We start from the raw sequence: 25,147 nt of genomic DNA, 5'->3' as shown, positions 1-25,147 counted from the left end.
AACAATGCTCAGTGCTGTAAACGGAGGAGTTGTGATGTCCGGTGTGTTCATGCGTCGCGCTGCGGCGGTGAGTGCCGCGTCGGTTGCGGTGCTCGGTCTCGGGGCCGGCGGTGTCGCATCGGCGGCGCCGGGTTCGGTGACCTGGGATGACGGGAACGAGCGGATCACCCGCACGATCAGCGATGTCACCCCGGCAGCGGGAGACACCATCACGTCGAAGACGGTTTTCGACCGGACCGGCGGCGTGGTGGAGTACATCCAGCAGGTCAAGGACATTCATCCGCCGTGCCTGACCTATGTGGAGGGCTCCGCGAAGGTCGATGGCTCGGCGCACGGGCTCGACAGCCAGGGCGCCGACTTCGCGAAGGTGTCGGGCAGCTGGGCGCTCTATCCGAGCATCTCGCCGAACCTGCGAACCTACGAGTTCTCGTACAAGGTGGGTGCTGACTGCGCCCGCGGCGTGCCGCTGATGACGACGGTGCATTACTCCGGGACGCTCGGCAGCGGAACTTATGACGGCAAGGGACCGACGGTGTCGGTCCGCAAGAACGCCTCGACCACAACGCTGGCCCCCGTGCCGGCCGCCACTGTGGGGCAGGCCGTGCAGCTGACCGCGACGGTCGCGGGTGGTGCCCCGGGCAACGTGGTCGAGTTCTATGACGGTGCGGCGAAGATCGGCGAGGGCCCGCTGGTCGGAAGCTCCGTGACGGTCGGCTGGACGCCGTCCACCGCTGGCGCACATAACCTGTCTGCGAAGTTCCTGGCAACCGCCACGGCCGAGGGGTCGCAGTCGGCCCCACAGTCGGTGACGGTGTCGGCTCCCGACGCGGCGACCACGACCACGCTCACGGTTCCGGCGACGGCGAATGTCGGTGCTGCGGTTGAGTTGAAGGCGACGGTTGCTCCGGCTGCCGCGGGTGGCACGGTGCAGTTCAAGGACGGTGCCGCGAACATCGGTGGCCCGGTCCCTCTCGCTGGCGGTGTCGCAACGCTGTCGCACACCTTTGATGCCGCGGGTGCGAAGTCGATCACCGCGGTCTATTCGGGTGGTGCCGGGTTCACGGGCTCGACGTCTGCTGCCGCGACGGTGACGGTGTCGGTGCCCGATGAGGCGACGACCACCACGCTGACTGTTCCGGCGGCCGCGAATGTTGGTGCTGCGGTGGAGTTGAAGGCGACGGTTGCTCCGGCTGCTGCTTCCGGGACGGTGCAGTTCAAGGACGGTGCCTCGAACATCGGTGGTCCGGTCGCGGTGAACGCCGGTGTGGCGACCTTGTCGCACACCTTTGATGCCGCGGGTGCGAAGAGCATCACCGCGGTCTACTCGGGTGGTGCCGGTTTCACCGGTTCGACGTCTGCTGCGGCGACGGTGACGGTGTCGGTTCCCGATGAGGCGACGACCACGACGCTGACGGTGCCGGCGACGGCGAATGTTGGTGCTGCGGTGGAGTTGAAGGCGACTGTCGCCCCGGCCGCCGCTTCCGGCACGGTGCAGTTCAAGGACGGTGCCGCGAACATCGGTGGTCCGGTCGCGGTGAACGCCGGTGTGGCGACTCTGTCGCACACCTTTGATGCTGCGGGTGCGAAGAGCATCACCGCGGTCTACTCGGGTGGTGCCGGTTTCACGGGTTCGACGTCTGCTGCGGCGACGGTGACGGTGTCGGTGCCCGATGAGGCGACGACCACGACGCTGACGGTGCCGGCGACGGCGAATGTGGGTGCTGCGGTTGAGTTGAAGGCGACTGTTGCTCCGGCTGCTGCGGGTGGCACGGTGCAGTTCAAGGATGGTGCTGCGAACATCGGCGGCCCGGTCACGCTCGCTGGTGGCGTCGCGACCTTGTCGCACACCTTTGATGCTGCGGGTGCGAAGTCGATCACCGCTGTGTACTCCGGTGGTGCCGGTTTCACGGGTTCGACGTCTGCTGCCGCGACGGTGACGGTGTCGGTGCCCGATGAGGCGACGACGACCACGCTGACGGTTCCGGCGACGGCCAATGTGGGTGCTGCGGTTGAGTTGAAGGCGACTGTTGCTCCGGCTGCTGCGGGTGGCACGGTGCAGTTCAAGGATGGTGCCGCGAACATCGGTGGCTCGGTCGCGGTGAACGCCGGTGTGGCGACCCTGTCGCACACCTTTGATGCCGCGGGCGCGAAGAGCATCACCGCGGTCTATTCGGGTGGTGCCGGATTCACCGGTTCGACGTCTGCTGCGGCGACGGTGACGGTGTCGGTGCCCGATGAGGCGACCACGACCACGCTCACGGTTCCGGCGACGGCGAATGTTGGTGCCGCGGTCGAGCTGAAGGCGGCTGTTGCTCCGGCTGCCGCGGCCGGGACGGTGCAGTTCAAGGACGGTGCCGCGAACATCGGTGGCCCGGTGACGCTCGCTGGTGGTGTCGCGACGCTGTCGCACACCTTTGATGCTGCGGGTGCGAAGTCGATCACCGCTGTGTACTCCGGTGGTGCCGGGTTCACGGGTTCGACGTCTGCTGCGGCGACGGTGACGGTGTCGGTTCCTGATGAGGCGACGACCACGACCATCACGGTTCCGGCGACGGCCAATGTCGGTGCTGCGGTTGAGCTGAAGGCGACTGTCGCTCCGGCTGCTGCTTCCGGGACGGTGCAGTTCAAGGACGGCGGCGCGAACATCGGTGGCCCTGTCGCGGTCAACGCCGGTGTGGCGACGCTGTCGCACACGTTTGATGCCGCGGGTGCGAAGAGCATTACCGCTGTGTATTCGGGTGGTGCCGGGTTCACGGGTTCGACGTCTGCTGCGGCGACCGTGACGGTGTCGGTTGCCGATGTCGCGACCTCGACGCAGTTGACGGTTCCCGCGACGGCATTCGTGGGTGCGCCTGCGGAGTTGAAGGCGACGGTGTCGCCTGCTCCTGCTGGTGGCACGGTGCAGTTCAAGAATGGTGATCTGGCGTTGGGTGCTCCGGTGAATGTGGTGGACGGCAAGGCGGTCCTGTCGCACACGTTCGCTGCTGCCGGTTCGCACGCGATCTCGGCGGTGTACTCGGGTGCTCCCGGTTTCCTGGGTTCGACCTCTGCGGTGCAGTCGGTGTCGGTTCCGGTTCCCGCTGTGGTGACCTCGATCGCGTTGACGGCGCCTGCGGCTGCGGATCGTGGTGTCGCGGTGGAGTTCTCGGCGACGGTGTCGCCGACCCCGAACGGTGGCACGGTGCAGTTCAAGGACGGTTCGACGCCGATCGGTGGTCCGGTGAATGTGGTCGACGGTAAGGCGAAGTTGTCGCACACCTTTGACACTGCGGGTGCGCATTCGATTACGGCGACGTACTCCGGGTTCGCGGGTTTCTCGGGTGCGGGTTCGCAGGCGAGCACGGTGACGGTGGCCGGTTCCGGTGGGGACGGGTCGTTCGGCTCCAGCCAGTTCGGTTCCTGAATCTCTAGCTCTGTTTCGATCCAACAATGCTCGGTTTTGCAAATGGAGGAACTTTCATGTCCGGTCTGATGATGCGTCGCGCGGTGGCGGCGGTGAGTGGGGCCGCCATCGCGGTGCTCGGTCTCGGGGTCGGTGGTGGTGTCGCGTCGGCGGCGCAGACGTCGGCGACGGTGACGTCCACGAACATCGTGGCGACGAAGACGTTGCTCGGTGATGGTTCGGTGTTCCCGGGTGAGGTGGTGACCTACCGGACCGAGTTCTCGGTCAACAGCATCATCGATCGATACCTGAACAAGATCACCGATGTGCATCCGGCCGGGTTCGAGTACGTGCCGGGCAGTGCGAAGGTGTCAGCGGCGTCGACGTCGGCGGTGACGCCGAGCGTGGATGTGGCGAACAACCGGGTGTCGGTGTCGAACTCGCTCAGCGCGTGGATGCTGTCGAAGAACGTCAACCGGAAGGTGTCGTTGGAGCTGTCGTACAAGGTTCCGGACAACGCACCCGCGGGTACGTTCGACAGCGGTCTGACGTTCGACGTGAACACCTTCGGTTCGACGCAGGTGTTCAACCCGATCGGCGTGACGATCGATGTGCAGGGCCCGGCCGCGACCACGACGCAGCTGACGGCGCCCGCATCCGCGACCGTGGGTGTCCCGGTTGACCTGTCGGCCTCGGTGTCCCCGTCCGTCGCGGGCGGTACGGTGCAGTTCAAGGACGGCGACGTGAACATCGGTGCGCCTGCCAATGTCGTGAACGGCACTGCGGCGCTCTCGCATGCGTTCGCCACGGCGGGCCCGCGCAGCATCACCGCGGTGTACTCGGGCGTGCCCGGATTCGCGGGTTCGACCTCCGCGCCCTCGACGGTCGCGGTGTCGATGCCTGACGTGGCCACCTCGACAGTGCTCAGCCTCGCGAACGACGCGCAGACCGGCGTCCAGGTGAGCCTGGTCGCCGCCGTGACCCCCGCCCCGGCCGACGGCACGGTCCAGTTCAAGGACGGCGACACCCCGATCGGTGGCCCGGTGGGCGTGGTCGACGGCAAGGCCACGCTGTGGTTCACGTTCAACACCGCGGGTGATCACCCGATCACCGCCGTGTACTCGGGGGCGCCCGGCTTCAAGGCGTCGACCTCCGCGGTCACCGCGCTCAAGGTCACCGGGGAGAACACCGGCGGCGGTACCGGGTCGCTCGGGTTCGGTTCCTGACACCGGCGGTCCGATCGCATTCAGTTCCACACGAGCACCTTGGAGGAATTCTCATGTCTAATACCGTGATGCGTCGCGCTGCGGCCGTGGTGAGTGCGGCGGCGGTCGTCGCACTCGGTCTCGGGGTCGGTGGTGGTGTCGCGTCGGCGGCGCAGACCTCGGCGACGGTGACGTCCACGAACATCGTGGCGACGAAGACGTTGCTCGGTGACGGTGTGGTGTTTCCCGGTGAGGTGGTGACCTACCGGACCGAGTTCTCGGTCAACAGCATCATCGATCGATACCTGAACAAGATCACCGATGTGCATCCGGCCGGGTTCGAGTACGTGCCGGGCAGTGCGAAGGTGTCGGCGGCGTCGACGTCGGCGGTGACGCCGAGCGTGGATGTGGCGAACAACCGGGTGTCGGTGTCGAACTCGCTCAGCGCGTGGATGCTGTCGAAGAACGTCAACCGGAAGGTGTCGTTGGAGCTGTCGTACAAGGTTCCGGACAACGCACCCCTGGGAACGTTCGACAGCGGTCTGACGTTCGACGTGAACACCTTCGGTTCGACGCAGGTGTTCAACCCGATCGGTGTCTTCGCGACCGTCGAGGCGCCGGACACCGCCACGACGACCGGGCTGACCGTGCCCGGTTCCGCGGTGGCGGGCGACGTTGTCCCGCTGTCCGCGACGGTGGCCCCTGTTCCGACCGGCGGCACCGTGCAGTTCAAGGACGGTGACACCCCGCTCGGAGCGCCGGTCACCGTCCTGGACGGCAAGGCGATGCTCCCGCATTCGTTCGACAGCAACGGGGCGCACCGGATCACCGCTGTGTACTCGGGCGGCGGACGATTCCTGGCGTCGGTCTCGCCGACCCTGACCGTCAACGTGTCGGGCGGCACCGGCGGTGGCGACGGCGGCACCGGTTCGGCCGGTCTGTCTTTCGGCTCCTAGACGCGTGAACGACAGGGCCCCCGCCGACGCTCGGCGGGGGCCCTGTCGTGTTCGGGAGAGGTGCGGGCGGGCGAGTGGCGAGCATCGCTCGGCCCGGCTTCGGGTCGAGCCCGGTGGTCGGCTCGTCGAGGACCGGACAATGGGGCACGGGGTGGCGGGGACGTCCGAGGTCCGTGGTTCGATGGGGTGTGGCAACAGCACCGATCCGGCTCGAGGTGATCGTCGGAAGCGTCCGTGTCGGCAGGTTCGCACCCGTCGTCGCCGACTGGTTCGTGCGTCGGGCGCGCGCGCACCGGGCCTTCGATGTCGGCGTGCTGGATCTCGCCGACATCGCGCTGCCCGCCGACCTGTCCGACGGACCCCAGGCGGAAGCCTTTCGCGAACGGGTCGACGCCGCCGCGGCGTTCGTGGTGGTGACCCCGGAGTACAACCACGGCTATCCGGGCGCGCTGAAGAATGCGATCGACACCGCGAAGGAACAGTGGCGGGCAAAGCCGGTCGGTTTCGTCTCCTACGGCGGGCTGTCGGGCGGACTGCGTGCCACCGAGCAGCTACGCCAGGTGGTAGCCGAGGTGCACATGGTCTCGATCCGCCAGACCGTCAGTTTTCATCAGGCGCGCAAGAGGTTCGGTCCGGACGGGGAGACCGAGGACGGAGCCGCGATCGACGGCTCCGTCCGCATGCTCGATCAGCTGGCGTGGTGGGCCGAGGCGCTGCGGACCGCGCGTACCGCCGACCCCTATCCCGGCTGACCGCCGCTCACCGGGCCGGTTGAAGCGGGCGCGTGGCCCTCGGCCTGCCGATGAACGCGGTCTCCTGAGCGATGGTGACCAGCACCAGGTCGACCTGATTGCCGTCGGCGCGGAGGGTGACACGGTCGCCGCTCGCGCCGGGCTGCACGATCGAGATCTGCGGATCGATCGCCGACGCGGGCTCGTGCACGTCGCGTATCCGGATGGTGGTGACCCCGGCGCGCGGCGGCACCGGCTCCACCCCGTCGAACAGAACCGCGGTGAAGGTCGGGTCGAGCCGGGTGGGGTCGTCTATCAACCGCAACCGGTCGGGTGTGGCGATGGAATCGATCAGCGAGCCCCACACCTGGGGACGGTCCGAGTGGATCTGGATCCGGGCACCCGTCGCGATGGCGCGGAAGACCAACTGCTGCGCGAGGTACAACTCGCCGAGCACGTCCACGTAGTCGATCTCCGGTCCCACGATCCGGGCCGTCAGCCCGTGCCCGTAGTTGTCCGAGCCGATCAGCTGCCCGCACCCGGACATCGGCAGGGCCAGGGCATCGAGCTGCGCGGCGGCGAAGTCGGTGAACGGAGTCAACGAGTCGAGATCGGTCGAGGCAAACGGCAGGTTGGAGGCCAGTCCGTCGGCCTGCCTGCCCTGCATCGAGATGAGCCCGGGGAGGTCGAGCCGTTCCGGCATGGTGCGGGTGGTCATCCGGCAGGAGGCGGCGACCCGTGTCTCGCCCGCGTGAGTGCCGGGTCGCAGCCGCACGGTCACCGTGGTGCCGAGACTCGACGGTACCCACAGCTTGGCGAGCAAGTCGTCGGACAGCACCCGAGGATCGATCGCATAGCCGGTGTTGCACACGCCCGGCAGTGGGGTGTGGGACCAGGAACGGGCGAACGAGTCGGGCCGCACGCCGCGCGTGATCTGTGCTGCGGCGGAGGTGATCTCGCCCGCGGCGAGCAGCCGAGACGGGCAGCCCGCCTCGGACAGCGCGCGAACGACCCGCAGCGCCGCGACCGATGCGGCCCGCGCCGCACCGGTGGTGCCGCCGCCGCGCCGCGTGACGGCACCGGACTGCGCGGTCGCGTCGAACCGAACCGCGAGCCACACCGTTCGCTGGGCCATCGCGGGCAGCGGACCCACCAACTGGTCGTACACCTCGGTGGCGGGGCTGCCCGCGCTCGCGCGATAGCCGTGGCTGACGATGTCGATGCCACCGAGACTGATGTCGTGCTGGGTCATCGATTCGACAAGCGCGAGCACCGGAAGCCGGTGGACCGATTCGAATCCGTCGCGGGTGACCTGAGTCAGGTTGCCGGGAATCGGCAGCACCTCGATGACCGCGACCACCGACCCGTCGTCCCAGTGCAGCCCGACCACGGGACCCGACGGGGCGCGGAAGTCGGACGTCTCGCCGAGGCGGCGTTCGCGCCGCAGCAGATACCGCCATCCGGTGGCCGCCCAGTCGAGTACGCAGCGTCCGCCCACGGGGATCAGACCGAGCAGAGCGACTGCCGCTCCTACGGCCACGGCCGGCCACCAGGTCGCACCGAAGCCTGCCGCCGCTGCGGCCGCGCCGGCACCCAACAGCTGCGCGATCACCAGATTTCGGATCGACACCCTCGGCGCCACACGCCGACGCCGCCCCCGCGGTCGAGACACGATTTTCCCCCATCCCCCCTGATCCGCGCGGTCCCCGCCGCTCGGTTCTTCGACAGAACTGTACTGTGTCCCTCCGTAGTGCGCGCCAAACGGGGGAGGGATCATGGCAGCACAGCCGACCACGCGTTGGCAGGTCAACGGGTATCGCTTCTTGGTCCGAAGGATGGAACACGCCCTGGTTCGCCGGGATGTGCGAATGCTGCACGACCCGATGCGAACCCAGTCGCGAGCGCTGACCGTGGGGGCGGTCCTGGCCGTGATCGGCCTCGCCGGGTGCGGAGCGCTGGCGTTGATCCGGCCGCAGGACAAGATCGGTGACGCGCAGATTGTCGTCGGCAAGGACTCCGGGGCGATGTTCGTGATGGTGGAGGACACACTCCACCCGGTGCTGAACCTGGCGTCCGCCCGACTGATCGCGGGCGACGCGGCGACGCCGGTGATCGTCAAGGAGTCCGAGCTCGGTACTCGTCCGCGCGGCGCCCTGATGGGCATTCCCGGTGCGCCATCGGCACTTCCGGACGGTGAGCCGACCGCGTGGACTGTGTGCGATTCCATCGCCTCGGGTGGCGCCAAGGGGATCAGGACCGCCGTCATCGCCGGCGATCCGGAGCTAGGGGAGAACGTCTCGACTCTTGCCGACGGCCAGGCGCTGCTGGTGGCGGGGACGGACGGCACCTTCCTCGTCTACGACGGCAAGCGAGCCCGGATCGATCCGAACAATCGCGCGGTTTCGCTCGCCTTCGGACTGGACGGGGTGGAACCTCGGCCGGTGAGTCCGGGCCTGCTCAACGCCATCCCGGAGGCACCGGCGATCGCGCCGCCCGAGATCAGTGGGGCAGGCGAGCAGCCGGACCATCCGGTGCAGGGCAAGACGATCGGATCGGTGATCCGGGCAAAGGATGCGCAGGGGAGCAAGTCCTACGTGGTGCTGCGTGGTGGGTTGCAGCGGATCAGCCAAGCCACCAGCGACCTGATCCGGGCATCCGACTCGCAGGGCAGCGCGGAGGCCGACGAGGTCACTCTCGATGTCGTGTCGCGACCTCCACAGGTGAACGACCTTGCGGTGTCCACGTTCCCGTCGACGGCGCCGGAGATCGTCGACATCGACAGCAGCCCGGTGAGCTGCCTGTCCTGGCAACCGATCGAGGGGGCCGACGAATCCGACGGGGGGCTCAACGCCACCGTCACGGTGATCACGGGGAACGCACTCCCGCTCCCGCGCGACGCCGAGATGGTCTCGCTTGCGCAGGCGGATGGCACCGGCCCCCTGGTCGACACCGCATATCTGAAACCGGGTAGCGGCGGGCTGGTTCAGGCCACGGGTATGGACCCGTCCAGCGAACGCAAGGGCGCGCTGTTCTTCGTGGCGGACACCGGTGTCAGTTACGGCGTCGAGAACGTAGACGCAGCAAAGGTTCTCGGGTTTGCCGATGGGGGTGTCGTGGCACCGTGGTCAATCGTCGGGCTGCTCGCCCCGGGCCCGATGCTCGGCAGGGAAGCCGCCTTCCTGGCACACGACGGGGTCGCCCCCGACAATCAGCCGGTCGACGTTTCGCCGCCGTCCCCATGAAGCCTGCGGCGCAACGGGAACGAGGCGAGTAGTCCGAGTCCCAGCAGTGCAACGACGCCGCCCGCTCCCGCCATGGCGACCTTTCGTGGACGGTCGTCGGGCGGCGCAGGCGCTTCGGGGATGGCGATCGCGGCGGACTGGGCTTCTTCCACCGGTACGGCACCGGGAAGCTCCGCCGTCACCGCGGCCGCCGGGTCGACGACGCCGTGCCCGACGAACGGATCCCATCCGTCGGCAGGCGCGTGTGCCGTCTGCTCGATCCGGTCCATGACCTGGCGTGCGTTCAACTGCGGGAACCGAGCCCGGATCAACGCGGCGGTACCCGCCACGTAGGGGGCGGCGAAGCTGGTGCCCTGAACCGAGCCGCCGTTGACGGAATTCGTGACCCCTGTCGGCTCCGGCCGGCGCGGGTCGAGCGAGGTGATCTCGGTCCCCGGTGCGGCGACGTCGACCCACGGTCCGGGGACGGTGAAGGGGGATGGTGCGCCGCCCCGATCGACGGAGCCCACGGCGAGCACCTGATCGTCGTACCAGGCTGGGGTCGCGATGGTGGTCACCGAATCCCATGGATTCGCATGGGGTGTGGCGGGGTTCAGTGGCGGGTTCGATGCCTTGCAGGCCTCGCTGTCGAGGTTGCCCGCCGCGGCGACCACGACGATGTCCTTGACGCGGGCGGCGTAGTCGACGGCGGCGCCCAGCGCCGCACTGTCGCCCGCGCCCGCTGGGACGCACGCCACCTCCGAGATGTTGATGACCGTCACGCCGGGGAAGTCCGCGGCGTGACGGATGGCCCGGGCGAGGGTGCTCACGTTTCCCACACCCTTCGCGTTCTGGCCCTCGGCGTCCTTGCGGCCGTCGGTTTCCCGATAGATGTTGCTCGACTGCCGGATGCTCAGGACCCGGGCATCGGGCGCAACGCCGGCGAATCCGGTCTGACCGTTGCGATTCGCGGCGATGATGCCGGCCACCAGGGTTCCGTGCGCGTCGCAGTCCTGGGTGCCGTCGCCGGTGGAGACGTAGTCTCCGCCTGGGATCAGTCCGGGCAGGCGGCTGTGCCGCTCGACCCCGGTGTCGATCACCGCCACCGTCTGACCCCGCCCGGTGCTGAGCGGCCACACCGACTCCAGGTCCAGTGCGCGCTGCGGGGGCGGCACCTGCGCCAGGTCGGCGACCGGCTGTGTGGTCGAGCAGGGATCCCTGAGCTCGGTCTTCGGTCCGGACGGCGCCGAGTTGGGCGGCACCCGGCCTGGGTCGATCGACGGCGGGGGCACCGCGATCGCGGTCGCCTGGCCTAGTGACACCGCGAGGGCGACACCGGCCAGGGCGATCGGGATCCGTCGTGCGTGGCCGCTCACAGGCCGCGCATCATGGTGAACAGCCCGGACACCCAGCAGACCAACGGGACCACGGCGGCGATAGCCGCGTAGTCGAGCAGTTCGACGCAGCGACGCAGTACCGGTGAGAAGGTCTGGTTCGGCGCGATGACACCCAGCGCGAGTGCGATACCCGCGACGACGACCGCGAGCGCGAAGACGCCGACGGACTGTCCGGGATTGGTGACGGCGGCGCCGACGAGGAGCATCAGCACGATGGCGGCACCGCCGCCGATGAGGGGTGCCGCCTGCTCGGCGCTGGCGAAGGTGCGGCCGCGGAGCATCAGGACTCCCGCGCACACGGTCGCGAGAATTGTCCCGGGCCAGTGGATTCCGCCGTCGGCAAAGACCCTGGCGGCGACCAGGGCACCCACCGTGGTCAGTGCGGTCATCGCGCACACGAGGCCGGTGAGGTACTGCCGGGCGCGGGCCGCTCGCACCGCGAGGGAGGCGAACGAGGGCAGTGCGGCGTCCGGTTCCAGGGCCTCCTCTTCGATGTCGACCGCCGAGCCCGGTGCGGGCACCGGCGGCAGGGGGAGTTTGGCCAACAACATCGCGATTCGAGGGGCGATCGCGAGCCCGACGAGCGCGACGGCCGCGAGTATCGCACCGATCGCGTAGGTGGGCTGTTCGGTCAGCGTGCCTGCCGCGGCGGCGGCGGACACCGGCAGCGCGGCAGCCGCGATCCCGGTGAACAGCGAGAGGCCGACGCCGCTGATCCGCAGCGCGAGTGCTGCGGCAGCACCGCAGGTCACAACCCCGAGCAACAGGCCAGGGGCGCCGAGTCGGCCGGGCACCATGAGGGCGCCCGCGGTGAATGCGAGGGGCATCGCGCATCCGCACAGCACCGCGGCAGCGGCACGGTCGAGGTAGATCCGGCTCACCACGGTGCCTGCCGTGATCAGCACGGCGGCGACGAACAGGGCCGCGAACGCGCCGAGGAGGCTGTCCGATTCGGCGCGCGCCAACAGCAGTGCCCCTGCGCCCGCCACAGTGGCGAGAACCGCGACGGCGCTGCCCATCACCCGTGCCGAGAGTGGGGTCCAGCGCCGGTACCGGTCGGCCTCCAGCGCCGCGACGTTGTGCATGATGTCGTCGAACAGGGGTGCAGGCGCGCTCGTCGGCGCGGACTGCAGGACCAGCAGGTCGCCGTCGCGAACTCCGTGCTCGGCGAGGCTGAGCGTGGCAGACAACGGGGACTGCCCGATCCGCGCCAACACCCACTCGGTGGGCTCGAACGGCTCGGCGGGCGCGGCGAAGTCGTTTGCGATGCTGTGGCTTTCGATCATGTCGACGATGCCGGGAATGATCAGAGCGAGCGGCACCCCGAACGGGACCGCGAGGTCCACCTGGGTGTGATCCGCCAGAATCGTCAGCCGACACAGGTCGGTGCGGCCACCCCGATGTGCGTCGGCCGGAGACGCATCCACGCGCGCAGCGGTCATTGTTCGTTTCCCCCCAAGAAACTCGGTGTGCAGGGCCCCACCTGCACCGATCCTCGCCTAACGGCTGCACTCTACGACATCGGGCTCCTCGGCCCGGCGCTGTGGGGCGCGTGCGGGATGGGCTAACCTCTCATGGCTCGAGGTGTCGACCCAGGGGAGTGGGGTCCATCTCGGGCTTGTCAAGCGGAATCTGGGGGGTGAACGCGCGTGAGTACCGTGCGATTCGTACGTAGGGCGCGCCGAGAGGTGCCGCGCACGCCGGGAGGCGAGCTGAGCCTGCAGGCGCCGCCCGAGATCCCGAAGATCATCCCGGGCAACCTGCTCACCAAGCTGCTGCCGGTGGTGATGGTGGTGGCGATGCTCGGCATGGTCGCCCTGATGTTCACCTCCGGCATGGCCGCCAACCCGATGTCGCTGCTGTTCCCGGTGATGATGGTCGTCTCGATGCTGGGGATGCTCGCGGGCGGGGGCGGAAAGGGCGGGGGCGCCAGGTCGGCGGAGGCGAACGAGGACCGCAAGGACTATCTGCGCTACCTCGACCAGCTGCGCCGGGACGTCTACGACACCGGCGACAAGCAGCGCGCGGCGCTCGAGTGGAGTCACCCGGATCCGAGGTTCCTGTGGACGCTCGCGGGGACCGCGCGGATGTGGGAGCGGCGGGTTGCCGATCCGGATTACTGCCACGTTCGGGTCGGCCGAGGCAGTCAACGGCTGGCGACCCGCTTGATCGCGCCGGAGACCGGCCCGGTGGAGGACCTCGAACCGGTGGCCGCGGTGTCGCTGCGACGATTCGTGCGCACCCATTCGGTGGTCCACGAGCTGCCGACCGCGGTATCGGTGCGCGGATTCGCCGCCATCGGCGTCGACGGTGACCGCAAGGCGGCCCGGGCGATGGTGCGTTCGATGCTGGTGCAGCTGTGCACCTTCCACGGTCCCGATCAGCTGCAGGTCGCGATCGTCTGCGGTCCCGACACCGCTCCCGAGTGGGAATGGGCGAAATGGCTGCCGCATTCGCAGCACCCGGAGGCGCAGGACGGGGCAGGCACCAGCCGGATGTTCTTCGGTTCGTTGATGGAGCTGGAGGCGTCGCTCGGGCCGCAGCTTGCCGTGCGCAGCCGGTACTCGCGCAACGCTCCGGCCACTGCTGGGGTGGCGCAGATGATCGTGGTGATCGACGGCGGGATCCTGGACGGCGAGTCCATCATCGACGGCGGCCTCGACTCGGTGACGGTGCTCGACCTCAGCGGCTACTGCCCCAAGCTGGCTGCGAGTCGTGGGATCCAGTTGGTGATGGACGGCGAATCCATCGGCGCACGAAGCGGTTCCGGGATCGAGATCTTCGCTGTCGCGGATCAGCTCAGTACCCACCAGGCGCAGACCGCGGCCAGGCGGCTGGCCCCGTACCGAACGGCAACCCAGCAGACGACCGATGCCGTGGAGGACGGTCAGCCGGTGGCGAGCTGGCACCACCTGCTCGGTATCCCGGATGTCGCCGAGCTCGACCTCGAGGTGGCGTGGGCGCCGAGGACCGCACGCGAGCGCCTACGCGTGCCGATCGGCGTCGGCATGGACGGTTCGCCGGTCGAGATCGACCTCAAGGAAGCGGCCGAGAACGGCATGGGCCCGCACGGCCTGTGCATCGGCGCGACCGGATCGGGGAAGTCGGAGTTCCTCCGTACCCTGGTCCTTGGGCTCCTGGCCACCCATTCGCCGGAGTCGTTGAACCTCGTGCTCGTCGACTTCAAGGGCGGCGCCACCTTCCTCGGACTCGAGGGGGCACCACACGTCGCCGCGGTCATCACCAACCTCTCCGAGGAGTTGGCGATGGTCGACCGGATGAAGGACGCGCTCGCGGGAGAGATGAACCGCAGGCAGGAGTTGCTGCGTTCGGCCGGCAACTTCGCGAACGTCTCCGACTACGAGAAGGCGCGCGCCGCGGGAGCCGACCTCGCCCCGCTGCCAGCGCTCTTCATCGTGGTCGACGAGTTCTCCGAGTTGCTCAGTCAGCAGCCGGAATTCGCGGACTTGTTCGTTGCGATCGGGCGGCTGGGCCGTTCCCTGCACATGCACCTGCTGCTGGCCAGTCAGCGGCTCGAGGAAGGCAAGCTGCGCGGGCTCGACAGTCACCTCTCCTATCGGATCGGCCTCAAGACGTTCTCTGCCAACGAATCCAGGACCGTCCTCGGCGTGCCCGACGCGTACCACCTCCCCGGCACACCGGGCTCTGGCTACCTCAAGTGCGACTCCGCCGAGATCGTCAGGTTCGCGGCCGCCTATGTCTCCGGCCCCTACCTCGGTGGACGATCGCGGTCCGCGATCGAGGCAGCTGCGTCCCCGATCGACCTGAGGCCGCGTCCGTTCACCGCCGCACCGGTGTCCGACCTGATCGTCGATGTCCCGGTCGCGCTGCCGCCGACCGCCGTAGACACGGAGCCCGCACCGAGCGGGTTGACGGTCCTGGAGACGGTGGTGGACCGGATCCGTGGACGCGGGCCCGCCGCCCACAACGTGTGGCTGCCCCCGCTGGAGGACCCGCCGACCCTGGACTCGTTGTTGCCGAGATCCGTTCTGGTCGAACCGGTCTCCGCGGTCAGCACGCTGCGGGCGCCGATCGGCATCGTGGACCGGCCCTACGACCAGCGGCGCGACGAGCTCGTGGTCGAACTCTCCGGCTCCCAGGGCAACATGGCGATCGTCGGCGGACCACAGTCGGGCAAGTCGACCGTGCTGCGCACGGTGATCATGTCGATGGCCCTCGTCCATTCCCCCGAGCAGGTGCAGTTCTACTGCCTCGACTTCGGCGGCGGCACCCTCGCCGGCCTGGCGGGCCTGCCGCATGTCGGGTCGGTCGCGAACCGACTCGACGTGGATCGGGTGCGGCGCACCGTCGCCGAGATGAACTCCATCGTGCGCCAGCGCGAGCACCGCTTCCGGGAGCTGGGCATCGATTCGATGGCCGAGTTCCGGCGGCTTCGTTCGCTCGACCCGGCGACCGGCGGCCCTGGAGCGTTCGGCGTGTCCGAGGACCCGTTCGGCGACGTGTTCCTGGTGATCGACGGCTGGCCCAGTATCCGGCAGGATTTCGAACCCCTCGAGGCGCAGATCGGCGCCCTGGCCGGTCAGGGGCTCTCGTTCGGCGTGCACGTGGTCCTCACGGCATCTCGGTGGGGCGAGATCCGCCCGGCGCTCAAGGACCAGTTGGGCACCCGGATCGAGCTCCGGCTCGGCGACCCGTCGGATTCGGACGTGGGCAGGCCCAAGGCATCCCGCGTGCCGGAGGGGCGACCGGGCCGCGGCATGACGCGAGAGGGACTGCACCTACTGACGGGGTTGCCGCGGGTGGACGGGAACCCGAGCAGCGCCGACCTCACCGCGGGCGTCGCGGATGCCGTCGCGCGGATCTCGGCGGTCACCATCGGGCGCGCCGCGCCGCCGGTACGAATGCTCCCCGAACGATTCCCGCGCGCCGAGTTGCTCGCGATGGCGGCGCCGGGCAGGTCGCCCGCGGGCGACAACGGTTGTCTCCGGATCCCGATCGGCATCGACGAGGCCGAATTGGCCCCGGCATTCGTGGACTTCGCGGAACAGCCGCACATGCTCACGTTCGCCGACAGCGCGTCCGGTAAGACCACGCTGCTGCGCGGGGTCTGCGCGGGCATCATGGAATCGAACACCCCATCGCAGGCCAAGATCATCCAGATCGACTACCGGCGGACCATGCTGGGGGTCGTCGAGGGCGACCATCTCGCCGGGTACGCGCCGAACTCGGTGACGGCGACCAAGTTCATGAACGAGCTCGCATCGATCATGGAGACCCGGATGCCCGCGCCCGACATCACCATCCAGGCGATGCGCGACCGAAACTGGTGGACCGGGCCCGAGATCTACGTGGTGGTAGACGATTACGACCTCGTCGCCACCTCGAGTGGGAACCCGCTGACCCCGTTGCTCGAGTACCTGCCGCACGCGAACGACATCGGTCTGCACCTGGTCATCGCCCGCCGTTCCGGTGGCGCGGCCCGGGCGCTGTACGAGCCGATCATCGCGAGATTGCGTGACCTCGTCCCGGCGGGACTCGTGATGAGTGGAAGTCGCGACGAGGGCAACCTGATAGGCACCGTCCGCCCCAGTGAGATGCCTCCTGGCCGAGGCACTCTGGTCACCAGGGCGGGTGCCGCCCTGGTGCAGGTGGCGTGGCTCCCGCCGCTGTGACCGACGGCGGGGTGCTGGCCATCCACCTCACCGAGTCAACGGTGTGGGGGTGCCACGCGGGCGTGCAATTCGATTGCCCGGCAGCGGTGTACGCCGACTCCTTCGGTTTGCGATTCGGGGACCGGGCCTTCGCCGCGGGGATCGCCGATCCGGAGTCCTTCGAGCCGTACCCGATCAGATACGTCGACGACGAGTACCTCTCGCTGGGCGATCGGGTGTTCCCGATGGAGGAGGTGCTGGCAGGCGTGCTGGGGCACCTGGTGGCCGGACTCGGGGTGCGCACCGCGCCGGATCTGGTGGTGCTCACCCACCCGGCGCACTGGGGTCGCGGACGTCGGCGGACCCTGGTCAAGGCAGGCCGCGCCATCGGCAAGGGGGTACTCCCGATCAGCGTTCCGGAGGCCCTGGCGCGGTGGTCGCCCGAGCCCATGCCGACCGGGAGCGCGGTGCTGGAAATCGGGTTCCTCGAGACGACGGCCTCGGTGCCCGGTGCCGACAGCGACGACTGTGTACATCGGGCGGAACTGGGCTCGGCGGATCTGCGTGACAACCCGGATGTGGCAGGCGAGTTCGCCGCGGCGATGCGTGAACTGTGCCCCGACCGACCGCCGAGAATCCTCGTGACCGGCGAACTGCCGGGACCGGCTGGATTCTCGATCGTCGATGCGATCGAGGCCGGGTGGGATCTGCCGGTGGTGGCGAGGGTGGTCCAGGGCTCGGCCGTCGCGGCGGGTGCGCTCGCCCGTGGACTCGACGTGGTGGCCCAGGCCCCGGCGGCGCCCGAGCCGATCGCGCCGGTGGTGCGCCGGTCCCGGTGGGACACCGTCGGCCGGTGGGCCCCGCTCGTCGCGGCAGGTGTGCTCGTGGTCGCGGCGATCACCGCGGTCGTCGTAGTCGCGGGAAGCGGCGGTACGCGCGCACCGGCGGAGCCGGAGAAGGAGGTGCAGGCGCAGGCATCCGCGCACGCGGGCCGGGTGAGCGTGACCGTTCCCATGGGTTGGCACGAACGCGCCGACCGCGGCGACGCGGCCCGGGTGGAGTTGGTGCCGGAGAGGGGCGCGGCCGCACGAATCCTGGTCGTGGCACAGGAACTGACGCCGGGCGCCGATCTCGACGCGGTGGCGCACACCCTGAGTCGGCGCACCGAGATGCGGCCGGAGACCTTCACCGCGCTCGAGAGCGGTGCCGTCGACGGGCGGCCGGGACTGCTGTACCGGGAGCAACCGGACCCCGATACCGAGGTCCGGTGGTCTGTCTTCGTCGAGGACGGGCTGCAGGTCAGCGTCGGCTGCCAGATCTCGCCGGATCGGTGGCGCGATCTCGTCGGGCCATGTGAGCAGGCAGTTCGCTCGGCGGCGATCGCCAGGCGCTGAGCGCATGCTCGTTCGAGGAAATTGGTTCGGATTCGATGGAACCGAACGGCTGGGCGCGCGCGTCCAACTATCTGTAGGCGCGGTCCGTCTCAGTCCAGAGGGGGCTGGAAATCCAGGACGCGGACGAATTCTAAGGAGCTGGTCATGAGCGGTCAGATGAGGACTACCACCGAAACCATGGAGACCGCGTCGCGGCACGTGGGCGATGTCAACGCGGACATCCAGGGGCAGCTGTCCTCGCTGCAGGGTCGGCTCGCCGCCGTCAACGGTGCCTGGGAAGGCGCAGCCAAGGTCGCGTTCGACAATCTGATGGTCCGCTGGGACTCCAGCGCCAAGCGCCTCAACGAGTCGCTGCTCGCGATCAGCGAGAACATCAAGGCCAACGGCGTCGCCTACGCCTCGGTGCAGGACGACCACTCGAGCGCCATCAACAACGCAGGCGGCGGCCTCAACATCTGAGTCCGCGCTCGGGCCGGACCCGGATGGGCGACACCCCTTTTCGAACCAGACTGCTTCGATCCACACTGTAGGAGGACCCATGAGCGGGACCATGCGTTACGACTTCGGCGCCATCGACGGCGCACGGGCGGACATCGCCGCCACCAGCGGCAACATCAACGGCAAGCTGGGTGATCTGAAGAGCTACCTCGCGCCGCTCGTCGCCGAGTGGGAGGGCTCCGCGTCGGAGGCCTACCAGGCGCAGCAGGCCAAGTGGGACTCCGCCGCCAACGAGCTGAACCAGGTCCTGGAGGCCATCGGTCGGGCCGTCGGTGCCGGTAATGACGACATGAACGCGACGAACAACAGTGCGGCCGCCAGCTGGGCCTGAGGTCGGCGCGCTGTTTGCGTTCATGCCATGAGGATTCCCCGGTGGAGGAGAGCCACCGGGGAATTCTCGCGTTCGGGGCCAGGTCATTGATTCGGGTTCGTCGGGCGCGGATACTCGTAGCACCTTCGCCGAAAGGGGCAGGGGATGACGCAGACCGCAGGGGCCGATTCCGGCCCGACGAATGCCCGCCGCGCGCGGCCGCGAAGCTACCTCATGTGCCCCCCGACCTTCTTCGACGTGGTCTACAGCATCAACGAATGGATGCGGCCCGAGGACCCCGTCGACACCGCGTTGGCGATGGCGCAGTGGGAGCACCTGGTCGAGACCTATCGGCGGCTCGGACACGAGGTCCTGACGATCGACCCCGTGCCGGGGCTCCCGGACATGGTCTTCGTCACCGACAGCGGCCTCGTCATCGACGGGGTCGCGCTCGGTGCGCGGTACCGAACCGAACAGCGGGCCGAGGAGGCCGACCACGTCCTGCGCTGGTTCCGCGCCAACGGACTGCTCCGGCCCACCCGGCCCAGGTACATCAACGAGGGCGAGGGTGACCTGCTGGTGGTCGGGGACATCGTCTGCGCGGGAACGGGGTTCCGCACCGACGAGCGCGCCCATGCCGAGGTGGCCCGGCACCTGGGCAGGCGGGTGGTGACCCTGCGACTGATCGATCCCCGGTACTACCACCTCAACACGGCGCTCGGCGTGCTCGACGATCGCACCGTCGCCTACCTGCCCGAGGCCTTCGCCCCCGAGAGCCTCGCGGTCCTGCGGGACCTGTTCCCCGACGCCGTCATCGCCGAGGAAGCCGACACCCGGTGGCTCGGCCTCAACCTGGTCAGCGACGGCAGCAACGTGGTGCTGCCCAGTCAGGCGCACCGGCTGGCCGACCGGCTCGCCGAGCGTGGGTTCACCCCGGTCCCTGTCGACTTCTCGGAGTTCCTCAAGTCCGGCGGTGGGATCAAATGCTGCACCCTCGAACTCCGCGGCTATCGCGAGCTGAAGGCCCGACGATGAACGCGCGGGTGCCGGTGACCGCAGGCACGCGCGCGGAACTCGCGCGGGCCCAGGCACACAGCGCGCACAACTACGATCCGCTGCCGGTGGTCATCGACTCGGCGCGAGGTGCGTGGGCGCGGGGCATCGACGGCGTCGAGTACCTCGACATGCTGGCCGGGTACTCGGCGCTCAACTTCGGGCATGGGCACCCGCGGCTGGTCGAGGTCGCCCGCGCACAGCTCGGCACGCTCGCGCTCACCAGCCGGGCGTTCCAGCACGAGGCGTTCGCCGGGTTCTGCGAGGACGTGAGCCGGCTGTGCGGCAAGGAGGCGGTGCTCCCGATGAACACCGGGGCCGAGGCCGTCGAGACCGCGCTGAAACTGGCCAGGCGCTGGGGGTATGACGTCAAGGGTGTCGCCCCCGACCGCGCGGAGATCATCACCTTCGCCGGGAACTTCCACGGCCGGACCATCACCATCGTCGGGTTCTCCACCGACCCCGATGCGCACGACGGCTTCGGCCCGTACGCACCCGGGTTCCGCACCGTCGACTACGGCGATCACGATGCGCTCGCCGCCGCGGTCACCCCGAACACCGTGGCCGTCCTGATCGAGCCGATCCAGGGGGAGGCCGGCGTGCTGGTCCCGCCCGACGGCTACCTCGCCGCGGTGAGGGCGCTGTGCGACGAGCACGCCATCCTCATGCTCGCCGACGAGATCCAGAGTGGGCTGGGCCGGACCGGCGACACCTTCGCCTGCGATCACGAGAACGTCGTTCCCGACGTCTACATCCTCGGGAAGGCGCTCGGCGGTGGGCTGATCCCGGTCTCCGCCGTGGTGGCGGACTGGTCGGTGATGGAGGTGATCCGCCCCGGTCAGCACGGCAGCACCTTCGGCGGGAACCCGCTCGCCTGCGCGGTCGGCAGCGAGGTGGTCCGGCTGCTGGAGACGGGGGAGTTCCAGCAGCGCAGCCGCGAACTCGGCGCGCACCTGCACGATCTGCTCGGGCAGCTGCCGCAGGACCAGGTCTCGGAGGTCCGCGGGCGCGGGTTGTGGGCAGGCGTGCAGCTGTCGGCCGGTCAGCCGGGCGCCCGGGTCGTCTGCGAGCGCTTGCTCGCCCGCCGGGTGCTCGCGAAGGACGCGCACGAGGGCACCATCCGGATGGCGCCGCCGCTCGTCATCGAGCGCGACGAGATCACCTGGGCGGTCGAGCAGCTGGCGGACGCGCTCGGCGAGCGGTGAGCCGTGGATCGGTGAGCGGGATCACGCTGTCACCAGTGTGTGTTCCCCTCGGTGGTCCCGCGTCTCGGTGGTCCCGCGTCGAGACCGACTTTGACCAGGCCCTGACCTGCGCGGTATGGTTCTACGTCGGCGTGCGGTACGGCGCGGCACTCACGTGCCCGTTGTAGTGCGGGTTCTCGGGTCTCCACTGGCCGCCGAGATCATCCGGACCACACGCTGTGGCCAGCAGCTACACGATATGACGAGGAAGTTCTGTGTCTACGTACACCCCGAAGGCCGGAGATGTGACCCGCACGTGGCACGTCATCGACGCCACTGACGTGGTGCTCGGCCGACTTGCCGTGCAGGCAGCGAACCTGCTCCGCGGCAAGCACAAGCCCACCTTTGCACCGCACGTTGACGGCGGCGACTTCGTCGTCATCATCAACGCTGAAAAGGTCGCGATCAGCGGCAACAAGCGCGACGGCAAGCTCCTCTACAACCACTCCGGTTACCCGGGTGGCCTGCGGTCCCGCACCGTCGGCGAGGTCCTCGAGCGGACCCCGGACCGCCTCGTGGAGAAGGCCGTCGTCGGCATGCTCCCGAAGAACAAGCTCGGCAGCGCCATCGCCGGCAAGCTGAAGGTCTACGCAGGCCCGAATCACCCCCACGCCGCGCAGCAGCCGGTTCCGTTCGAGATCAAGCAGGTGGCCCAGTGACCGAGCAGAACGAGACCGCTGAGGTCGTTGTCGAGGAGACCGTGGTGGAGGAGTTCGACTCCGCGGATCAGCCCGAGATCGTCGAGGAGTTCGAGGCCGAGGAGGCAGTCGCCCCCGCAGCCCCGATCTACATCGATCGCCCGATCCAGACCGTCGGCCGTCGTAAGGAGGCGGTCGTCCGCGTCCGCATGATCCCCGGCACCGGCGAGTTCAAGCTCAACGGCCGCACCATGGAGGATTACTTCCCCAACAAGGTGCACCAGCAGCTCATCAAGGCCCCGCTCGTCACCGTGGAGCGCACCGAGTCCTTCGACATCGTTGCCCTCCTGCACGGCGGCGGACCGTCCGGACAGGCAGGCGCCCTGCGTCTGGCCATCGCCCGCGCCCTGATCGAGGTCACCCCCGAGGATCGCCCCGCCCTCAAGAGCGCCGGCTTCCTCACCCGTGACGCCCGCGCCGTCGAGCGCAAGAAGTACGGCCTGAAGAAGGCCCGTAAGGCATCTCAGTACTCCAAGCGCTGATGTGTCGCCGATGCCGGCCCCGAGGGTCGGCATCGGCACCTGTTCACCAACAAGAGCAGGCGTCCAGCAGTACCGGACGCCTGCTCTTGTCGTAGCAATGACAGAGGGGTCTGTTTACATGGGTCGGATGTTCGGTACGGACGGCGTGCGCGGCTTGGCGAATGCGGAGCTCGACGCCGAGTTGGCGCTGCGGATCGCGGGGGCGGCAGCCTCGGTGCTGGCGCTCTCCGAGCGGGGCGCGCCCCGACCGACCGCCGTCCTCGGACGGGACCCCCGCGCGAGCGGTGAGATGCTCGAGGCGGCCGTCACCGCCGGGCTGACCGCGGCAGGCGTCGATGTCATCAACGTCGGTGTGCTGCCCACGCCCGCCGTCGCCTTCCTCACCGGCGCCTACGACGCCGCGCTCGGCGTGATGATCTCCGCCTCGCACAACCCCATGCCGGACAACGGCATCAAGATCTTCGCGGCGGGCGGGCACAAGCTCGACGACGAGTCGGAAGACCGTATCGAGGCCGCCATCGCCGACCGCGACCTGATCCCGCGGCCGACCGGTGCCGGGATCGGTCGCGTCCGCACGGCAGCCGATGCGGCCGAGCGGTACCTCGAGAACCTCGCTCGTGCCACAACCCACCGTGTCGACGGGTTGACCGTGGTGGTGGACTGCGCCAACGGCGCCGCCTCGACGGTGGGTCCGGAGGCCTACCGGGCGGCGGGCGCGCGGGTCATCGCGATCCATGCCGATCCCGACGGACTCAACATCAACGACGGCTGCGGTTCCACCCACCTCGACGAGCTCAGGGCAGCGGTGCTCGCACACGGCGCGGACCTGGGCATCGCGCACGACGGCGACGCGGACAGGTGCCTGGCCGTCGACGCCACCGGCGCCGTGGTCGACGGCGACGCGATCATGAGCGTGCTCGCCCTCGCGATGCGCGAGTCCGGTGAGCTGGCCCAGAACACCCTGGTCGCGACGGTGATGAGCAACCTCGGCCTGCACATTGCGATGCGTGAGGCGGGTATCGAGGTCCGCACAACGGCGGTCGGCGACCGGTACGTCCTCGAGGAGCTGCGCAACGGTTCGTTCAGCCTCGGCGGCGAGCAGTCGGGACACGTGGTGCTGCCCGGCTTCGGGACCACCGGCGACGGCGTCCTCACCGGACTCCGGCTGATGGGTCGGATGGCCCAGACCGGCAAGTCGCTGCGAGAGCTGGCCGCGGTGATGCGCACGCTGCCGCAGGTGCTGGTCAACGTCCAGGTCACCGACAAGGCCGCGGTCGCCTGCGCGCCCGCGGTCCTCGAGGCGGTCGCCGAGGCCGAGGCGATGCTCGGCGAGGCAGGCCGCGTGCTGCTCCGTCCGTCCGGCACCGAACAGTTGGTGCGGGTGATGGTCGAGGCCACCGAGATCGAGATCGCGCAGAAGCTGGCCGACGGGCTCGCGGACCGCGTCGCCTCCGTCTAGGGCGCAGCACGTCGGCGGCTCGGGGCTAGAGCGTGGAAGTGGGTCTTGTCAGGTCCGCGAAGTCCTCCGTGTATCCGAGGAGGAGCACCGACGACCCACGCAGCACGTCCGCGAGCTCGTTCCAGGCGTCGACGTCACGATGCCCGTACAGCTCCCGCAGATCGGCGATCAGGGCGTCGACGTCCCGTTGCCCGGGATCGAGGACGCTGAGGAACCCGAGCATGGACGCGCCGATCCCCATCAGCGCGTACCCGTGCCGCTCGCCCATCCGGCGCGCCACCGCATGGCATTCGAACGGCGTCCAGTCGCCGGCGAAGTAGCCGTTCGGCAGGTCGGCGAGCAGATCGGTGTGGTCCGTTGCCGGCAGGCACTGCACCACGTGCACGTCGTCCACGACCAACCCCGGGTCGCGATTGAGCGCCACCAAGGCCTCGATGTCGCTCGGCGCCGTGACGAGCGAGTTGCCCACGTCCTCCCAGCGCACAGCCCGGTCCGGATCTCGGAGTGCCGCTCCGGCCGACTCGAACACCGCCGCGTCGTAGACGGCGAGCGCGTCGTCGGTGTCGTCGTCCGGGTACGCGATGTCCCCGTCCAGATCGTGCTTGGCGCGCGCATGTCCGCTCGTGTAGAGGCACTGGTTCGGATCGTCGAGCGTCAGAAAGCACTGGCCGACGCGGAGATGCGCCGCTTCGACCCGCCGAAATGCCGCGAGCAGCGCATCGAACGACTTCGGGTCGGTGATGAGCGCGACGCTGAGGCGGTTCACGCCGCGGTGTCCCTCGTCCGGGAGTGCCTGAAGGACCGCCCCCGCCACTTCGCCATAGTCCGCCGGCTTTCGCCTGCCGGAGACGGAGCGTTCCGCCATCACTGTTTCCTCCATCAGGGTTCGACCTTCCCACGCGTCTTGTCGATCCATCATCGCCAAATTCCCCGGCGTCGAGCGAGCCGTCGCCGCACTCAAAACAGTGGCGCGGGCCGGCAACCCGCTACGACTGTGAGGATGAACGGGTGCCGCGCCGGCTTCATGCTCTCGTGGTCTGCAGCTGGCCACGGTTCCTCACGAATTGGGAGACACGCTCTAGGGGTGAACCCCCAATCGCCGGGGGTTTTCGCCTCATCCTCCGGGGGGATACCCCGAGGCCGAAATCAACCCTCAGCGCGATGCGGGGACCACATCGACTCCCGAATAGTGGAGGGCAACGCAGCGATCCGCTGCACCGTCTGACGAAAGGGAGCACCATGACCACCCAGACCACCAGCCGTCGCCTCACCCGCGCCCGTACCGGGAACATCTTCGGTGGCGTCTGCGCCGGCCTCGCCCAGTACCTCGGCTGGAAGCCATGGCTGGTGCGAACGCTGTTCGTCGCGTCCTGCCTGCTGCCGGGTCCGCAGTTCCTCATCTACCTGGCGATGTGGATCTTCATCCCGAAGAGCGAGTTCTGAGCGACCCCGCTACCTACGGTTGCGTACTGAATCTCTTGTCG

At 69.0% G+C, this 25,147-nt stretch carries 19 protein-coding genes; 15 read left to right on the top strand and 4 right to left on the bottom strand.

Going from position 1 to position 25,147, the window contains the following annotated elements; genetic code table 11:
- The first annotated feature begins 34 nt into the window (after positions 1-34).
- From ACWFRB_RS05730 to ACWFRB_RS05715, 4 genes are all read left to right on the top strand, one after another.
- Positions 35-3,403, top strand: coding sequence for a beta strand repeat-containing protein (locus ACWFRB_RS05730; RefSeq protein ID WP_452639471.1), 3,369 nt, complete (start codon positions 35-37; stop codon positions 3,401-3,403).
- 56 nt (positions 3,404-3,459) lie between these two features.
- Positions 3,460-4,608, top strand: a complete 1,149-nt coding sequence (locus tag ACWFRB_RS05725; RefSeq protein ID WP_452639470.1) for an Ig-like domain-containing protein — start codon at positions 3,460-3,462, stop codon at positions 4,606-4,608.
- A 53-nt stretch (positions 4,609-4,661) separates the two neighbouring features.
- The gene (locus tag ACWFRB_RS05720) at positions 4,662-5,543 is read left to right on the top strand and encodes an Ig-like domain-containing protein (RefSeq protein ID WP_452639469.1); all 882 of its coding nucleotides are present in this window, start codon (positions 4,662-4,664) and stop codon (positions 5,541-5,543) included.
- 188 nt (positions 5,544-5,731) lie between these two features.
- A complete protein-coding gene (locus tag ACWFRB_RS05715; RefSeq protein ID WP_452639468.1) occupies positions 5,732-6,295 on the top strand; it encodes an NADPH-dependent FMN reductase in 564 nt (187 codons plus the stop codon).
- 7 nt (positions 6,296-6,302) lie between these two features.
- Here the strand turns inward: ACWFRB_RS05715 and eccE are convergent, their stop codons facing one another.
- Positions 6,303-7,904: a type VII secretion protein EccE gene (gene eccE, locus ACWFRB_RS05710; protein WP_452639467.1), complete on the bottom strand. Its 1,602-nt coding sequence runs from the start codon at positions 7,902-7,904 to the stop codon at positions 6,303-6,305.
- A 145-nt stretch (positions 7,905-8,049) separates the two neighbouring features.
- On the opposite strand from eccE, the gene eccB reads away from it, so the two are divergent.
- Entirely contained in the window at positions 8,050-9,516 is a 1,467-nt protein-coding gene (gene eccB, locus ACWFRB_RS05705; protein WP_452639466.1) for a type VII secretion protein EccB, read from the top strand.
- On the opposite strand, the gene mycP is transcribed toward eccB, so the two are convergent.
- Positions 9,483-10,871, bottom strand: coding sequence for a type VII secretion-associated serine protease mycosin (gene mycP, locus ACWFRB_RS05700; RefSeq protein WP_452639464.1), 1,389 nt, complete (start codon positions 10,869-10,871; stop codon positions 9,483-9,485). The genes eccB and mycP overlap by 34 nt on opposite strands.
- Complete coding sequence (gene eccD, locus ACWFRB_RS05695; protein WP_452639462.1) at positions 10,868-12,334, bottom strand: type VII secretion integral membrane protein EccD; 1,467 nt, start codon at positions 12,332-12,334, stop codon at positions 10,868-10,870. The genes mycP and eccD overlap by 4 nt, the downstream gene beginning before the upstream one ends.
- A 207-nt stretch (positions 12,335-12,541) precedes the next feature.
- Between eccD and eccCa the strand changes: the two genes are divergently transcribed.
- From eccCa to glmM, 9 genes are all read left to right on the top strand, one after another.
- On the top strand, positions 12,542-16,546 hold the full coding sequence (eccCa, locus tag ACWFRB_RS05690; protein WP_452639460.1) for a type VII secretion protein EccCa: 4,005 nt from the start codon (positions 12,542-12,544) through the stop codon (positions 16,544-16,546).
- Positions 16,528-17,919, top strand: coding sequence for a type VII secretion-associated protein (locus ACWFRB_RS05685; RefSeq protein WP_452639458.1), 1,392 nt, complete (start codon positions 16,528-16,530; stop codon positions 17,917-17,919). The genes eccCa and ACWFRB_RS05685 overlap by 19 nt, the downstream gene beginning before the upstream one ends.
- Before the next feature lie 144 nt (positions 17,920-18,063).
- On the top strand, positions 18,064-18,378 hold the full coding sequence (locus ACWFRB_RS05680; RefSeq protein ID WP_452639456.1) for a WXG100 family type VII secretion target: 315 nt from the start codon (positions 18,064-18,066) through the stop codon (positions 18,376-18,378).
- A 79-nt stretch (positions 18,379-18,457) separates the two neighbouring features.
- Positions 18,458-18,748, top strand: a complete 291-nt coding sequence (locus ACWFRB_RS05675) for a WXG100 family type VII secretion target (RefSeq protein WP_077040866.1) — start codon at positions 18,458-18,460, stop codon at positions 18,746-18,748.
- Between the two features lie 144 nt (positions 18,749-18,892).
- Complete coding sequence (gene ddaH, locus ACWFRB_RS05670; protein WP_452639455.1) at positions 18,893-19,762, top strand: dimethylargininase; 870 nt, start codon at positions 18,893-18,895, stop codon at positions 19,760-19,762.
- Positions 19,759-20,985 carry an ornithine--oxo-acid transaminase gene (rocD, locus tag ACWFRB_RS05665; RefSeq protein ID WP_452639454.1) on the top strand — a complete coding sequence of 409 codons (1,227 nt, stop codon included), beginning with the start codon at positions 19,759-19,761 and terminating at the stop codon, positions 20,983-20,985. Before ddaH ends, rocD begins: the two co-directional genes overlap by 4 nt.
- A 254-nt stretch (positions 20,986-21,239) precedes the next feature.
- On the top strand, positions 21,240-21,683 hold the full coding sequence (gene rplM / locus ACWFRB_RS05660) for a 50S ribosomal protein L13 (RefSeq protein ID WP_452639453.1): 444 nt from the start codon (positions 21,240-21,242) through the stop codon (positions 21,681-21,683).
- The gene (gene rpsI, locus ACWFRB_RS05655) at positions 21,680-22,204 is read left to right on the top strand and encodes a 30S ribosomal protein S9 (RefSeq protein ID WP_452639451.1); all 525 of its coding nucleotides are present in this window, start codon (positions 21,680-21,682) and stop codon (positions 22,202-22,204) included. The genes rplM and rpsI overlap by 4 nt, the downstream gene beginning before the upstream one ends.
- Before the next feature lie 118 nt (positions 22,205-22,322).
- On the top strand, positions 22,323-23,663 hold the full coding sequence (glmM, locus tag ACWFRB_RS05650; protein ID WP_452639538.1) for a phosphoglucosamine mutase: 1,341 nt from the start codon (positions 22,323-22,325) through the stop codon (positions 23,661-23,663).
- Between the two features lie 25 nt (positions 23,664-23,688).
- On the opposite strand, the gene ACWFRB_RS05645 is transcribed toward glmM, so the two are convergent.
- Positions 23,689-24,528, bottom strand: a complete 840-nt coding sequence (locus ACWFRB_RS05645; protein WP_452639450.1) for a hypothetical protein — start codon at positions 24,526-24,528, stop codon at positions 23,689-23,691.
- A 374-nt stretch (positions 24,529-24,902) separates the two neighbouring features.
- Here ACWFRB_RS05645 and ACWFRB_RS05640 point away from each other — a divergent pair, with 374 nt between their 5' ends.
- Positions 24,903-25,106 (top strand): PspC domain-containing protein, encoded by a 204-nt coding sequence (locus ACWFRB_RS05640; RefSeq protein ID WP_452639448.1) that lies wholly within the window; start codon positions 24,903-24,905, stop codon positions 25,104-25,106.
- Positions 25,107-25,147: the final 41 nt, after the last annotated feature.

It is taken from the genome of Rhodococcus sp. NPDC055112, from assembly GCF_053607505.1.
The sequence above is the reverse complement of the archived record's forward strand: the minus strand, read 5'-3'. Positions and strand labels throughout refer to the sequence as shown.